General features: G+C 47.5%; 12 protein-coding genes. 6 read left to right on the plus strand and 6 right to left on the minus strand.

The features are described from left to right. Window positions 1-478 (minus strand): ROK family protein (locus ABGY95_RS12190; protein WP_347441956.1); only part of this gene is annotated, 478 nt, incomplete at its 3' end. Window positions 479-913: 435 nt separating this feature from the next. Between ABGY95_RS12190 and hemG the strand changes: the two genes are divergently transcribed. The 4 genes from hemG (at window position 914) to ABGY95_RS12210 (ending at window position 4479) form a co-directional block, all read left to right on the plus strand. Then, window positions 914-2323 carry a protoporphyrinogen oxidase gene (gene hemG / locus ABGY95_RS12195; protein ID WP_347441957.1) on the plus strand — a complete coding sequence of 470 codons (1410 nt, stop codon included), beginning with the start codon at window positions 914-916 and terminating at the stop codon, window positions 2321-2323. 91 nt (window positions 2324-2414) lie between these two features. Then, on the plus strand, window positions 2415-3434 hold the full coding sequence (hemH, locus tag ABGY95_RS12200; RefSeq protein WP_347441958.1) for a ferrochelatase: 1020 nt from the start codon (window positions 2415-2417) through the stop codon (window positions 3432-3434). Between the two features lie 121 nt (window positions 3435-3555). Then, window positions 3556-4056: a hypothetical protein gene (locus tag ABGY95_RS12205; RefSeq protein ID WP_347441959.1), complete on the plus strand. Its 501-nt coding sequence runs from the start codon at window positions 3556-3558 to the stop codon at window positions 4054-4056. Window positions 4057-4248: 192 nt separating this feature from the next. Then, window positions 4249-4479: a hypothetical protein gene (locus tag ABGY95_RS12210; protein ID WP_347441960.1), complete on the plus strand. Its 231-nt coding sequence runs from the start codon at window positions 4249-4251 to the stop codon at window positions 4477-4479. Window positions 4480-5805: 1326 nt separating this feature from the next. Here the strand turns inward: ABGY95_RS12210 and ABGY95_RS12215 are convergent. From ABGY95_RS12215 to ABGY95_RS12235, 5 genes are all read right to left on the minus strand, one after another. Continuing rightward, on the minus strand, window positions 5806-8076 hold the full coding sequence (locus tag ABGY95_RS12215; protein WP_347441961.1) for a c-type cytochrome: 2271 nt from the start codon (window positions 8074-8076) through the stop codon (window positions 5806-5808). 6 nt (window positions 8077-8082) lie between these two features. Further along, entirely contained in the window at window positions 8083-8832 is a 750-nt protein-coding gene (locus ABGY95_RS12220; RefSeq protein ID WP_347441962.1) for a DUF1080 domain-containing protein, read from the minus strand. Between the two features lie 74 nt (window positions 8833-8906). Then, window positions 8907-9770 carry a sugar phosphate isomerase/epimerase gene (locus tag ABGY95_RS12225; protein ID WP_347441963.1) on the minus strand — a complete coding sequence of 288 codons (864 nt, stop codon included), beginning with the start codon at window positions 9768-9770 and terminating at the stop codon, window positions 8907-8909. Window positions 9771-9784: 14 nt separating this feature from the next. Then, window positions 9785-10831, minus strand: a complete 1047-nt coding sequence (locus tag ABGY95_RS12230) for a Gfo/Idh/MocA family oxidoreductase (protein ID WP_347441964.1) — start codon at window positions 10829-10831, stop codon at window positions 9785-9787. A 25-nt stretch (window positions 10832-10856) separates the two neighbouring features. After that, complete coding sequence (locus ABGY95_RS12235) at window positions 10857-12467, minus strand: divalent metal cation transporter (protein WP_347441965.1); 1611 nt, start codon at window positions 12465-12467, stop codon at window positions 10857-10859. A gap of 255 nt (window positions 12468-12722) precedes the next feature. Here ABGY95_RS12235 and ABGY95_RS12240 point away from each other — a divergent pair, with 255 nt between their 5' ends. Further along, window positions 12723-13877 carry a substrate-binding domain-containing protein gene (locus ABGY95_RS12240; RefSeq protein WP_347441966.1) on the plus strand — a complete coding sequence of 385 codons (1155 nt, stop codon included), beginning with the start codon at window positions 12723-12725 and terminating at the stop codon, window positions 13875-13877. Window positions 13878-14030: 153 nt separating this feature from the next. Next, the coding region (locus ABGY95_RS12245) for a peptidase U32 family protein (protein ID WP_347441967.1) at window positions 14031-14744 on the plus strand (714 nt) is incomplete at its 3' end.

The raw sequence follows: 14744 nt of genomic DNA on the forward strand, positions 1-14744 counted from the left end.
CAGCGTGAGGATTTCCATGCAAAGGCTGACCACCGATCACAACTCCTCCACCAATTCCCGTGCCGACAGTGATATAAACATAGTTAACCATCCCCAAGGCTGCACCAGAATGACCTTCACCCAAGGCCGCGGCATTCACATCAGTGTCGAAACTAAGTGCCGCATTAGGAAATGCTTCAGAAAGAAAAGCCATCACATCAGCACCCTCCCACCCTAGCTTAGGCGTGGCTAACACCTTACCATAGTCCTTGCTGGTTGGTGCTACTGCCGCTGGACCAAACGTTCCGTATCCGATAGCCCCCAGTTCTTCGTACTTCTTACTGGCGTTTTCAAAAAACTCCTTCACCTCAGCGAGAGTCTCCTCAGCCTGAGTGGTGGGAAACCTCTTTTCCTCAATAATATCCCCCAGTTCATAGGCTACAGCACACACCATCTTCGTCCCGCCAGCCTCCACGGCTCCTAACAAATTATTTCTCATATTTGACTCTTTTATATCTATCCGCGAGCCGAAGTCGCTAACGTAATTGTAAGGGCTGTCAAAAGGCCAGAACTTGTAGCAATATTCTGGTGTATCGCCAAACCAAAAGCTAGTACAATACAAGCGCCTGAGCGAGGAATAACGTTCTACAAATGAACACGTCAACCGCAAGTACGTCTCAGATAAAACGAACGCCACACTCATCGGCCCCAATTGCGCTAGCATCTTGAATTCGCCGAAGTAGAAATTGAATCGCAGGCATCGAAAATGTCTCGACAGAAAAACACCAAACTTCCTCTTATTTAACCACTAACTAGATCGGTGCACTTTCATGTTGAAGCCGTGAACCATAAACGATGTGAAGTTTGAGTTGCGTAAATGACCGGACTTGAATATATCATCTCTATCAAGTATGCAATAGGCTGCAAACTCCCCATGACGGAACAGAATATAGAACGTAAGCATGTTGCTATCATTGGCGCTGGAATCACCGGCCTCAGTGCCGCTTATCATTTACAGCAAGCTGGACACAGTGCCGTCATCTTTGAGAAATCCTCCCGAATAGGTGGAGCTATCCAGAGTTCTTCCAAAGAAGGATTCCTTTATGAGCATGGGCCAAACTCACTGATGGTGAATGACAAAAGGGTTGAGAACCTCATCCACCAAGCAGACCTGAGCTCTAAAATTCAAGTTGCCAATAAGGCTGCTCACAAACGCTTTGTTGTGCATAAGGGAAAACTTAATACCTTGCCTAGTTCCCCTGCAAGCTTCGTCACTAGCTCACTCTTTTCCTTAAAAGCTAAACTGCGCCTCGCCAAAGAACCCTTCATTGCTAAACGAGCAGCCGATGCGGGAGGCGAATCTTTTGCCGACTTCATCCGGCGCCGCCTGGGACCAGAAATACTAGAAAAGGCTGCAGCTCCTTTCGTCAATGGCATATACGCTGGTGACCCGAACAGACTCTCCACCAACCACGCCTTTCCGCGCCTCTTCGCTCTCGAACAAGGGCATGGATCACTCATCAAAGGGATATACGTGATGATGCGTGAAATCAAAAAAGGCAAAGGCGATTCAAATAGAATGGCTAAGCGTAAAATCATTTCCTTCAAGGACGGCATGGAATCTCTGCCCAAGGGCATTGCCAGTAAATTACAAGAAGGTTCCATCTTCCTCGATACCAAACTTGGAAACATTTTTTTCAACAAGAAAACCAAGTGTTGGCACATCGACTGGAAAGTCGAAAATGGAGCCACGGGTCAGGGGTGCTTTGACGATGTTATCATCACAGTTCCCGCGCACAAATTAGAAAACCTCCCCTTAGAGGGCAAAGTCCTAGACGCCATCTCCAGAGTCCCCCATCTCGACTACCCACCAGTAGCCGCCATGACGCTAGGGTTCAAGCGCAGCCAGATCAGCCACCCGCTCGACGGCTTCGGCATGCTTAACGCCCTTAACGAGAAATCCAAACTCCTCGGTGCACTCTTCACCTCCACACTTTTCCCTGGCAGAGCACCCGACGACTGTGTCGCTATCAACATCATGCTCGGCGGCTCACGCACACCCGAGCATGCTAAAATGAGTGAGAGCGCTATGAAAGCTTCTGTAATGGATGAACTCCGCCGTCTCCTAGGTATCGAAGGAAACCCATTTTTCAGCAGCCTCGTGCGCTGGGAGAAAGCAATCCCGCAGGCCAATATCGGATACAGCTCGATCCTTGAGCAACTCGAGCAATGCGAACGCAAATTCTCCGGCATCCACTTTGCTGGAAACTATCGCGGTGGCATCTCCGTTGGTGACTGCATTGTCAGTGGCATCAAGCTTACCGAAAAAATCTCTTCCAAATAATCAACGAACTCATCAGCTCTAACGTAAATCAAAATACGTATAATCTAAAACAACTATAAACGTTCCACGTTTTTAGACTCACTCATTCATCATGGCTAAAAAAGGCGTCATTCTTCTTAATCTAGGTTCACCAGACTCGACAAGTTTCGAGGACGTGCGCACCTATCTTGACCAATTTCTATCAGACGATCGCGTGCTCGATCTCAATCCCATTTTTCGAAAACTGCTGCTCAAACTTGTCATTTTACCAAAGCGACCGAAACAAGCTGGCGAAGCCTACGACAAGGTCTGGACTGAAGACGGTTCTCCACTCGTTGCCACCAGTGTAGCACAGCAAAAGCTCGTTCAAGCAAACACCGATACCCCTATTTACTTAGCCATGCGCTATGGTAACCCTTCAACTGAGTCGATTGTTGCCGAGATGAAAAAGGACGGCATCGACGACCTTATGATCATCCCGCTCTACCCACAATACGCGATGTCGAGCTATGAGACAGCAGTCGTCGAGCTGATGAATCAACTCCGAGCTCAGGGCTTGGCTGAAATCAACACAGTACTCGTTCAACCATTTTATAAAGACCCTCAGTATATCGATGCGCTATGGGAATCTATCAGACCGAGTTATGAAGGTTCCGGAGCCCACCTCATGATGTCGTTCCACGGCATCCCGCAGCGCCACGTGCAGAAAACTGATCCATCTCACGACCATTGTCTCAAGACCAAAGACTGCTGCACCACACCCCACCCAGCTCACGCAACGTGCTACAGCCACCAGTGCTATGCATCAGCATATGCGCTAATGGCAAAAGGTGGATTACATCACGACGATGTCACCATTTCATTCCAGTCACGCCTTCTCAAGGACCCATGGCTCAAGCCCTACACTGATTTTGAAATCGAACGCCTAGCTAAAGAGGGAGTAAAAAATCTCAAGGTCATTTGTCCAGCCTTCATCACTGATTGTCTAGAGACTCTGGAGGAAATCGCGATGGAAGGTAAAGAACTATTCCTCGGGCTCGGCGGAGAGGAATTTGAACTTATTCCATGCCTCAACACTCACCCTGAGTGGATCAAATGGCTCAACAACAAAATTGAGTGCTGGGAAGCCTAACTATCAAGTTGTGCAGATTATCAGAAATTTCTTCACTTTTTGGGACTTAGGAGTTACGTAACGGCACCAGCGATTGTGGTCATCACAATTACGTGCGCTATCTCACTACTAGACAACTACTATGACAATTAAATCAATCATCCTCTGCGCAGCATCTGCTGCAGTAATGGTCTCTTGCGAAGAAGCTCAGAACACTGTTTCTGAAGCTGCTGAACAGACCACTGCTGCTGCTGAAAAAGTAGCGAATACAGCTACTGAAGAAACTAAAGAAGTTGCTGCTGAAGCAACCTCAGCTATGAAAAATGCTGGAGACTCAGCAGCTGCTACCATCAAGAAAACTAATGAAGTGACTGCTGCTACAGTTAAGTCAGCCGCAGCTGCTACAGCTAAAGTAACTGCAGAAGCAGCTAAGGCAACTACTGAGAGTATTGAAGCTGCTAAATCCACGGCGACTGACGCGGCTGACACAGCGACTAAGACTACTACGGACTCAGTTGAAGCTGCTAAATCCACGGCGGTTGACGCAACAACTAAAGCTGCTACTGACTCGGTTGAAGCTGCGACAAAGTCTGTTGACGCTGCTGCTAAAAAAGCCGCTGAATCACTCGTTCCAGCTAAGTAACTCTCCACTCAGAGAACCTTTTAATACAAAAGCCCACATTGCCTGTTCTTGGCATTGTGGGCTTTTGTATTTTTAGCAGCTTTACAGACAAACGCGATCGATGCCAAAAAGAACCAATCGAGGCACCTTGCGAGGAATATCTGCTAAATAGGCTCTGAAAATGAATTACTAACCTCGCTCTTGCTGTCATTAATGAACTTACTCCAAGTAGCGACGATCAAACTCATAGATGCAGTAAAACGTCAGAGCTACTTGAAACATCAGACAATTCTGGAAAAATCTAGCGCGTCATTCACAGGTAAAGACACCTACAAGACTATAGGTTTCTCCAAAGAAATCATAACTGATAGCTTCCAATTCTACGCCATCGACAGTATTGCCGAACCCAACCACTCAGCAGCTGCCAGCTACTTTGGTACCTAGTTATTTGGCTTTAGAGGTCGCGATGGATTCTGGATCGATAGCAAGGAAGTAAGCAAAGTTCCCTCTGCTAGCCAATCATTCTCAGGCATCTGGATCCTTCCACACCTTGGAGAACTGGGCATCCAAGACCTCGTATTCATGGATTCATTTAAGAAGCTTGAAAAGCTTAACTTTCTATTCACTTCGGGAACGAATGGCTACAAGAACTAACACATCCGAGCGATAATTCACTCTAACTAAACAACACTACTCGCCTTCGATGAAGGACGCTTCTATCACGCTGAGGACAATGATGAAACCCAAACGCGACGTGTTTCTCATAAGCTAGTAAGACCATGTGCAGCGACATATCAGTCGCGGCATTCACCCAACACACACATGAGCTCATTATCCACCAAAAAACCCTGTCACGATTGACCAGCTGGGTAACTTGTGAACGGGCTTTCAATCTGGGTCAAACTGGATGCCCTGAAGCTTCCGCCTGCACGATCCATGCTAAAGCACCTCTGCTACAGAACATAGCGATGTTAGGGTAGACGACAAAATCCTACGTCACGACACCCGCGTACGGAGCCAACGGTCTGTATAAACAAGCTCTTCGAGAGAACGACTTATCCCGCTGCTATCATAACAGTACCAACACATTCCTACAATCTATTGCCTCTTCCTTCTTTATATCCTCGAAGCTCTAGACTCTAGATTAAATCTCCTGAAGTTTCCAACCTCGCAGTTTAACCACTCAAAAGCGCCTTTAGCATCACTTGGTTCAGTAATCACCAGAAAATAAACGCCTAACGGCTTTATCAGTCACCTAATTTTTATCATTCGAAGATGTGGATCGACCAAGTAAAAGGGCAAATCTCACACCCTCCGACACTGCTTATCAGCAATAATGAGAACTCTAGATTTCACGTTTCCAGTGTGTGTGAGACTCAGCACGCCAGATCCGGAGAATCTGGCAACTACCGAAATACTTATTAGTCAATCAGTGGATAAGGGAAATCCTATCGAAGCTTTAAACTATAAGCTAGCTGGCAAGGTTGTTCACGTCCCTTCAATAAATCTGGAAACCTGCAACAGATTTCAACTTCCATTTCAACAGCCAAGCCGGGGGATAAAAATTTCATCCGTTTCACCTACAACGAAGCATGGAATAACCAATCGTTGGCGATTGAAGACCTCAATCTGGCCAGCACTTCTAATACTGACGGTAATATAGTTAAAGCCCGACTCAGTGAGGGCACCACGTTCAAGGCCGCTGAGAATATATCTTACCACTGCAACAATAGAGCTGTTACAGGGCGCGCCATTTTTGGGATACCGAGATTATTTCATCAACTCTTTCTGAGTGTAGTTCTTAGTGCGACCTTTCGTTTCAGCCCTCACATTTTTGACTAGGTCAGCTTTCACCACTCCACCTTTGTTGCCTTTCATGTAACGTAGGTATGTCATCAAGCTCGCTAGATCCTCATCAGTTAGATCAGTCCTTTGGACAAATTTCGGCATAGCTTGCGCAGAATTGAAGCTCACTCCATTCACTTTGATAGGTCCCTCTAGGCCATGCAAAATAACTTTGGCTAGTATTTTGGGATCTCCACTCACCCAGTTAGACGGCGCCAGAGGAGGAAACAATTCTCCTTGGCCTTGACCTTCCATTCCGTGACATGCCATGCATGCGGCACTTCCAGTGTAGAGCTTCTTCCCATGCTCATAGCGTGCTTTATCAGCCTTAGGTACAACTGGATTTTTCACAACCTCAGACTTGTTTAGAGCCTTGTCTGCGAGTCCCAATTGTTTCACTAAATTCTTATGCTTAGGTGCGCCCCAATCTTTCGATAGTTTAAAGTTAGATCCCAGTCCACTGACATATACCTCAGCTAACAGCCCTACTTTTTCAGAAAATTGAGCGATCACCTCTTGAGCCCTGAGGTAGCCTTCCTTTGATCCAAGTCGGCCTAGGGCATAGACTGCTGAGAGAGCTGTCTGTGATTTGGGCTGATAGGCCAGAATTGTTTCATAGATCGGTCCGTCAGCCAGATGAGCCAGCTCAAGCGCAGCAGCATGCAATTCATAGTCATCGGAACTCAGACAATGCTTGAGGAAGTTTTTTGAGATCGATTCAGTTGACTCGTAAACCCAAAGCGCGTGAAGTTTGGAATACTTTCCTGTAAGTTTCGAACTGGCAGCTTTTGTGAAGGCCTTTAGATTGGCTGGGTCTTGTACTTGGCCAACTAACAACCTCTGCGCGGTGTCACGTACTGTCCCATTTTTGTGCGATAAAAATGGGACGAGTTCTTCCACTGATTTACCTGAAAGTTTGACGGCTTTATTCAGAGGATTCTTAGTATAACGAATGCGGTACAACCTTCCATTGTTGGGCATTGGTTTATCTAGGTTACGGCTGGCGTATTGCTTCCGCAGGTAGCTCGTCAAATATGCCTTATGCTGGAGCAAGCCAAAATACATATCGATCATCCACAAGGAACCGTCCGGTGCAGTGTAGACATTGACCGGGCGAAACCATTCGTCTGTGGACGCTAGGAAATCCTTCCCATTATAGTGAAACGCCCCTTTTACTTTATTATCTGCGCCGCGCTCGATATTTATTACTTTCAGCAAATTTCCAGCAGGTTCGGTAACAAACCCAGAACCATTAAAAGACTCTGGGAAGTTTTCTCCACGGTAAATAGTCATTCCTGCGGCAGCGGTCGCGTTGACTAACTTACCATCTTTATCCAAAGTTCCCTTTTGATATGCTCGATTTACCCCAGGGGTTACCCGAACTGGAAACACCTTGTTAGATGCTGCGCGTGCGGATATTCTATGCTTAGGGGTATAGCCTGAGATATTCCGGAAAAGATTGGGTCGATATTGATCTCCGACTAACAAGGTACTATTACTATTATGGAAAAGGCGACCTGCATCATCTTGAGCTATCCCCCACTGGCCACGAAACGCAGTTTTCTGCATGACCCATTTTCCATTGATTCTGCGATACCGTCTATCCGACTTGGCACTGTAGTACCAGTTATCACGAGCAAGGAGTAGGCCATTTGCTTGGTGCTCAGCATTCCCTCCCACTGCATAGCTAGCGTCGATTACTTCGGGCTCACCGACTGGCTTGAGACCATTGCGTTTGATAAATTGTAGTTTACCGGAGCTAGCGAATAAAACGCCATCGGTAGTCACTGCGACAGCACGCGGCATCACCAACTTATCGAGAAAGAGCGTTACCTTATTTAACTTGCCGTCGCCAGTCGTATCTTCGAAGACTTTGATCTTCCCGGTAGGAAGCTCTTCACCATTACCATCGAGATCGATCATGTATTGAGTCATCTCCACCACCCACGCCCGGTTGTCCGCATCGAAGGACAAAGCTACAGGCATATGCATCTTGGAATCCTCAACAATTGGCTCAATCACAAAACCATCAGCCAATTGGAATGACTTGAGGGCGTCAGTTAGCGACAATAGAGGAGAAGGCGGAATCTCGGATGCTGGGATAGGATCAACCATAACATGACCTTTTCTATCCCCCTGCTGAGCACAACAAAAGGCACAGCTCGCCATAAGAATGGCAATGAATCTACTATGCATCAGCGTTTAGTTTCCTTTTGCTGGTACTTGAATCGGCTTGAGCTGGATTTTTTTCCAACGGACATTGCACGATTTTCCTCCGTGCACTTGAAGAGCAAAGAAGCCTTCCCGCGTGTCATGCTTTTTATGTTCGTCAACGAAGTCGACCCGCTTCTCTCCATTGAGCCAGGTTTGGATGTGATTCCCCTCGCAACGAACTACGATGGTATTCCAGCCATCCCACTTAAAAAGTTTATTACCTTGCTGACTAAAAGCTTCACGCTTTTCAGCTTGCTCATCACTGCCCTTTTTAACTGGGAAAAGCCAGCCTCGACGAGCTTCGTCGTACAGACCAGCAGTCCAACTACGATCAGTATGGTCACCTTCGCATTGGTAGCCAAAAACTCGCCCATTCCCATCATCTGAGGCTTTCTGGTTTCCACGGAACATCAGACCAGAGTTACCACTCCGATCGTCAAACTTGAATTCAAAGCTGAGTTCGAAATCCGTGTAAGTTTTCTCAGTACGTAAGAATGTGTTACCTTTGATATTTTTACCAAATCCGACGATGCAGTCATCCTCGACTTTGAATTTGCCATTGCCACCCACGACCTTCCAGCCGGTGAGATCTTTGCCGTTAAAAAGTGCAATTACTTCATCAAGCTGAGTCGATTGTTGCGTCGTTGGAGCCTGCGAGTCAGCTAAAGCAGCGACGCTAGAAGCAGCGATAGATAAAACTGCGAGGAGGACACTTCGATTGCCAGAAAATATAGTCATTCCTTACTATACGTCACCTGTAAACAATTCACAGGAAACATTTCGCATTCCAGCCTTACGTTTTACGACAAACTTTATGCTTCAGTACTCATCAACTCTAGCGCTCGTCCGTAGTCGACGTAGCTTTGGTAGCATTGACTCCAGTCCACGCTGTCGGATTTCGCATGAAAGACAGTAGCTACATGTGGCTCGATAGCGATAAACCCCTGATAATTTGAACTCTTCAGATCAGCCATTATCTGCCTGACACACCCCTGACCTTCACCAGGAAAAACATACTCTGGCTCGACGCCATCCTTCACTGGGTTAAGGCAATCCTTAACATGCACGTGAACGATGTGCTCTTTCACATCTTGGTAAAACTGCCAAGCGTCTTGCCAAGGATGCGGCTCAAGCGTTGACCTATCTCGTTGAAAAACTGGGTTACCAGTATCGAAAATCAATTTCAGACCCGGAACGTTTTCTACTAGTTCTAATGTATGCTGAGAGCTAAAACCTCCGTAGTTCATGCAATTTTCATGAGCCACCGTAAGTCCAGCGTCAGTAAAGCGGGCAACGATTTCGCGGAGCCGCTTGACTCTCTCATCTAGGTATTGCTCGCTGCCCCATGACTCCTGCGCGTAGGACATAACTCGCACAATCTGCGTGCCGAGTCGTTGCATCTTCGGGATCGCTCGTTCCACTTCCCCAAGCGTCACTGAGAAATCGCTTTTGATAGATTTTGACCAAGATCCGATAAGTGAACCAAATTCTGCTATTCTAATCCCTGATTCCTCAAGCATCGCTACCGCTGCTTCAAAAGCTCGACCATCGAGGTCATGGATATTTTTACCATCAATTCCTCGAGCCGAGATATACTCCCAGCCCAACTCTTGGGTCGCCTTGATCTGACCAGCCAGATCTTGAGCAGCTTCATCTGTAAATCCTGAAAACTTCATTATCGTATATTTTGTTAGACTAAGACCCAGCGCCCGTTGTTCTTTGCGCTTTCGTAAATAGCACAAATCAAAGCCACAGCTTTGCGCGCTTCGTTTCCTGACACGGAAGGCTCTCTTCCTTCTTTAATCGCAGCCACAACTTCTTCAAAATTCTTCTGATGCCCAATAAAGTTGATCGCATTCGGGTCGTTTGCCCCTAGCCCGGCAGTTTCGCTGGTCGTCATCAGTTCCGCTATCACCCCAGCGTCTTGCTCAGTTGGCTCTGAAAAATCCCAGACCTTGAATGATTCATCAGCGAGAAAAGCCGAGCCTTTATCACCGCAAATATTGACTTCAGCAGGATGGCCAGTCGAAGAATAACAAGCTGTTGAACCCTGAATCACCCCCTTTGCTCCGCACTCAAACTCGAGAATGGCAACAGCGGTGTCTTCGACTTCAATGTTTTCGTGGGCGATACAGTCCATACTGGCTGAGACTCGCTTCACTGGCCCAACTACGTGGAGCAGTTGATCGATGATATGAATCGACTGATTCATCAGTGCTCCTCCGCCGTCAAGCGCCCACGTTCCTCGCCATGCTGCAGAATCATAATACGCTTGGTCTCTGAACCATTTCACGGAGGCTTCAACCAAAGAGAGTTTACCAAAACGACCTTGCGACACAGCCTCCTTCAGCGCCACGACAGATGGGTTGAATCGACGGTTGAGAATCGCAGCTAGAACTACTCCATTTTCATTTGCCGCAGTAATAAGCGGATCAATCCTCTCAGGAGTTATCTCTAACGGCTTCTCGCAAATAACATGCTTGCCTGCGTTCAGAGCGGCCAATACCGGTTCACAATGCGCACCAGAGGGGGTAGCTATAGTAACGACATCAAGCTCCGAGTCTGCTAGTATTGCATTCAAATCTGAATAGCTTTGAATACCATATTCAGTCGCAAAGCTGTCTGCCTTTTTTGTATCTCTGTTGAAACAAGCGTGAAGTTCTCCTCCCGTCATAGACTGGATGGCTTTGGCGTGGAAATGGGCTATCATCCCTGTCCCTATAATTGCAAATTTCATGATTTGGCTTTGTTAAAAAGTTACTTTATGCGGATTTATTTCGTTTCACAAATCCTAGGATTCCTATTACAGCGAGCGAACCGAGTCCAGCAACGCCAATCATTCCGGGAACCCCCTTAGCGCTGAGCGCCCAGATAGATGCGAACGATGCCGCACCAGCGGAGATAACCATGAGTAGGTTGATCAAGCCCCTGCGCTTCGGAAGCTCGTCGCCCAATGCTGACTTGGAGTTCATCAACAGCAGAAAAGCTAAGTATGCAATTGGCAACAAGGTTGTTGCAACAACAGATGCTGGGACTGCCATAGCTGCCTTGGCGTCGCCACTCCAAAGGTAAGGTGAGAAAAGTCCTGCAATTGCTGGCATCGAGGCTCCTAGTACGAAATACTTGGTATCACCCACTTTGTTAAATGCTTCACTTATCGCGTAACCGTTCATCATCATGTGGACGAGTAATGTGGAGACCGCCATAGCAAAAACACCTATTCCAAAAATAACTTGAGCATTTTCGCCTAGGAAGGGTTTCAATGAACTGGCTAGACTTTTAGCCCCTCTGTTCGCTAACATAGCTGCGAGTTGTTTCTCCTCTAATGCTAGCCCTTCACGATGGAGAGATTTGGCTTCTGCGTCCAATTTGGAGAAACCACTAACGTCGCTCTCTAGGCGCTTATCAACCACTTTGTAATACGCACTTTCCATTCCTGGGAGGGGCTTACCCTCAGCAGTGATCATATCGCCATGCTTGGCGTGAAATGAAGCCGCTGAGGCGATTACTAGCGCTGAGGCGCCAAGGACAAATGGCACAAATAAACCGAGTATCAGATCATAGCGCGAGAGTTCGCGATGCTGTTTACCCCAACCTTTTTTCTTAAGCGAATACGGCAGAAGGAACGTCATGTTGATGCCCACTGCTGTTCCGAATGCTGCGATGATTTTACTGCGTTGTTCACCAGTGACGTAGTCGGTCCAGTAACTAGCTCCATCACCCGTAGCCGAGATTGCCGTTGCGATCTGATCGGTAGGTCTAAAGAGTGCAGTGAAATCTGGGATAAGTCCTGAGAATAGGCTACTCCACTGCACGGCACCCTTGGAAATAAGAGTCACGACCACTGCCATGAAGCAGAGGACGATCACGCCAACTAAGGCTTTTAAAATATTATCAATCAACGCTGCAGCTTTCGAATTTTTCTGAGATATACAGATCAGAGCCATCGCTAGAACGAATAGCGAGCCCGTGATGACATAGGGCCCGGGTGTGAATCCCAGATTATCCTCTATCGCACCTCGACCTAACGAAAATTGGGCCGCACAGAATACTGTGTCCGCAATAACGGTCGCTATCAACCAGCCCCATGCAAGAGTTGGTGAAACTTTCTTTTCCATCACCCGGAATGGGCGCTCATCACAGGAAAGTGTGACGTAACTTATCGCTGATAGCATTATAATACCGCAGAGCATCGCAAGTGGTTGTAGCCACAAGAACTGATAACCACCAATTACGCCCAAATAAAGTGCCCCAACTAAGGACCCTCCACCCAAGGTCACAGCCGCCTGAACCCAACCCGGTCCTGACATTTTGCCGTAAATACCCAGTTTGGTCCCAAAGCCACCGTTTTTTGCTCTCGTTAAATCATCCATTATTGTAGTCTGCTATGGTTATCTATCATTCCATCAATGGAAACATTTACAACTGTGAGCCTAGACACTACCTGCCGAGACTCAAAAACCAATTGCTATAGCAACTAATCCATGCTGCACAATCACAGCTGAGAATCAACTACATGCTGCGCATCGGACCATTACATTTAACGACAAGCCATTTTCTATTGACGCATCCTTATTCAACTGAGAACACATAGATATTGCGTCACTTAAATTTAAAATTACGACAGCTTGAAGAACTCCCACAAAAAGCTCAAAATTCTCTTCCTAGGTGAATCCTCAGGTTTCATTTCACGTAAGATTCTCAGAGGAGTGCTCTCGATGCGGACCGAGGGTTTTAACTGGGAGATCCGCTGTATTCAACCATCCATTACAGTAGACGAACTAGAAAAGCACCGCAAACAAGCTAAATTTGATGGTATCATAGCTAGGGGGCTCTCACCAGAACTCGCCCGCTCGATCAATCAACTCAGCACTCCCTGCATTTTCATCAGAGCCAGTGAAGATGAATCAGCTGAATATATCAATGGGCCGCACGTCGATGATAAAGCAATTGGTCGTTTAGCTGGTGAAGAATTCAGTTTGCTCAATCTCGGCTATTGGGGCTTTGTCCATTGGGATGGCGTGATGTGGTCCGATGCTCGACGTCGCTCCTTTCATTCCTACGCTACCGCCAGAGCAGTCAACAACGAGACTCTTTGCCTACCAGCGGAAACTCGGCATAGTTGGGCCGCTGTCGAAACTATCTCCAAATGGCTCGCCCCTATCCCTAAGCCTTGCGGAATCTTAGCGTGCAATGATCAAGCTGGTATCGATGTGATAAATGCTGCCAACAAATTAGGTCTATCAGTACCACAGGAAGTGGCCGTCATCGGAGTGGATAACGACAGACTACTGTGCGAAACCACCAGCCCCTCACTCAGCAGTATTGATCTTAGAGGCGTCGATATTGGACGGGCTGCGGCCGTTGCATTAGCTAAAGCCATGGGTATTCTCAAAGAGGACGCCCCCAGCATGCTGCAGCCAGCAAAGACAGTAGTTCGCGAATCCAGCCATGAGATCAATAAATCTATGCTTACCTACCAGAAAGCTCTCGATTACTTGGCCGCCCAATCACTCAAGGGTACTAGCGTCTCAAAGCTCGCTACAGCCTGCGGAGTTTCACGCCGCGGGCTCGAAAGAGCCTTTGAAAAGAGCACGGATACCAGCCCTGCCGTCTTGATTAGAGAAATGCGTATCAAGGCCATCACAGATCTACTGCGCGACAAATCCTCTACGATTGAGAGCATCTCACAACAAGCTGGATTTTCTGAAGCATCTGGGCTCTCGAATTTCGTCAAAAGAATGACTGGGAAATCACCCGGAGAATTTCGCGGTGAGGGCTAGAAAACGCCCACGCTATAGCATAGACTCATCTTAAGCCCATCAGTCTACGACTTAGTAGCCGAGCACACCTTTATTTACTTGGAATGGGACTAGTTTCAGTCCACCACAGCTTCGCTGCAGCAATCAACTGCAAGGCCAACCATTCATAGAACCATGAACATTGATCGCACACCCGAACTTCTCTCACCCGCAGGTAACTGGGACTGTGCCCGCGCAGCTGTTGCTAATGGAGCCGACGCCATCTTCTTCGGTCTCTCAAAATTCAATGCACGCCTCCGCGCTGACAATTTCACCGACCAAGACCTGCCAGAGCTGATGAATTTCCTTCACGCTCATGGAGCCAAAGGTTTCGTGACGATGAATACCCTCATTTTCACTTCTGAACTGGAAGACGCCGAAACTCAACTGCGCCTACTCGAACGCGCTGGGGTAGATGCCATCATCGTTCAAGACCTCGGACTAGCAATGCTCTGCCGTACCGTGGCTCCATCCATTGAGATCCACGCTTCAACTCAGATGACTATCACCTCTCCAGAAGGACTTGAGTTCATCGACTCACTCTACAAGCTCGATCGCGCAGTACTCTCACGTGAACTTTCACTAGGTGAGATCAATAAGTTCAACCCAAGCGAGTGCGTACCACTGGAGGTCTTCGTTCACGGAGCTCTCTGCGTAGCCTACTCAGGTCAGTGCCTCACTTCAGAATCCCTAGGCCAACGCTCAGCCAACCGTGGTGAGTGTGCCCAAGCATGCCGCATGCCCTACGAACTTGTTATCGATGGCGAAATCCAAGACATGGGAGAAAAACGTTACCTACTTTCCCCTCAAGACCTCGCAGCCGTCGACCTGATCCCCGACCTCGTTAAC

The sequence above is a fragment of the Rubritalea sp. genome (assembly GCF_039830215.1).
Classification (GTDB): domain Bacteria; phylum Verrucomicrobiota; class Verrucomicrobiia; order Verrucomicrobiales; family Akkermansiaceae; genus Rubritalea.

Excerpts from the sequence above, each read along its gene's own strand:
- hemG (WP_347441957.1), top strand. The coding sequence starts at position 914 with ATGACGGAACAGAATATAGAACGTAAGCATGTTGCTATCATTGGCGCT.
- hemH (WP_347441958.1), top strand. The coding sequence starts at position 2,415 with ATGGCTAAAAAAGGCGTCATTCTTCTTAATCTAGGTTCACCAGACTCG.
- ABGY95_RS12205 (WP_347441959.1), top strand. The coding sequence starts at position 3,556 with ATGACAATTAAATCAATCATCCTCTGCGCAGCATCTGCTGCAGTAATG.
- ABGY95_RS12210 (WP_347441960.1), top strand. The coding sequence starts at position 4,249 with ATGAACTTACTCCAAGTAGCGACGATCAAACTCATAGATGCAGTAAAA.
- ABGY95_RS12215 (WP_347441961.1), bottom strand. The coding sequence starts at position 8,076 with ATGCATAGTAGATTCATTGCCATTCTTATGGCGAGCTGTGCCTTTTGT.
- ABGY95_RS12220 (WP_347441962.1), bottom strand. The coding sequence starts at position 8,832 with ATGACTATATTTTCTGGCAATCGAAGTGTCCTCCTCGCAGTTTTATCT.
- ABGY95_RS12225 (WP_347441963.1), bottom strand. The coding sequence starts at position 9,770 with ATGAAGTTTTCAGGATTTACAGATGAAGCTGCTCAAGATCTGGCTGGT.
- ABGY95_RS12230 (WP_347441964.1), bottom strand. The coding sequence starts at position 10,831 with ATGAAATTTGCAATTATAGGGACAGGGATGATAGCCCATTTCCACGCC.
- ABGY95_RS12235 (WP_347441965.1), bottom strand. The coding sequence starts at position 12,467 with ATGGATGATTTAACGAGAGCAAAAAACGGTGGCTTTGGGACCAAACTG.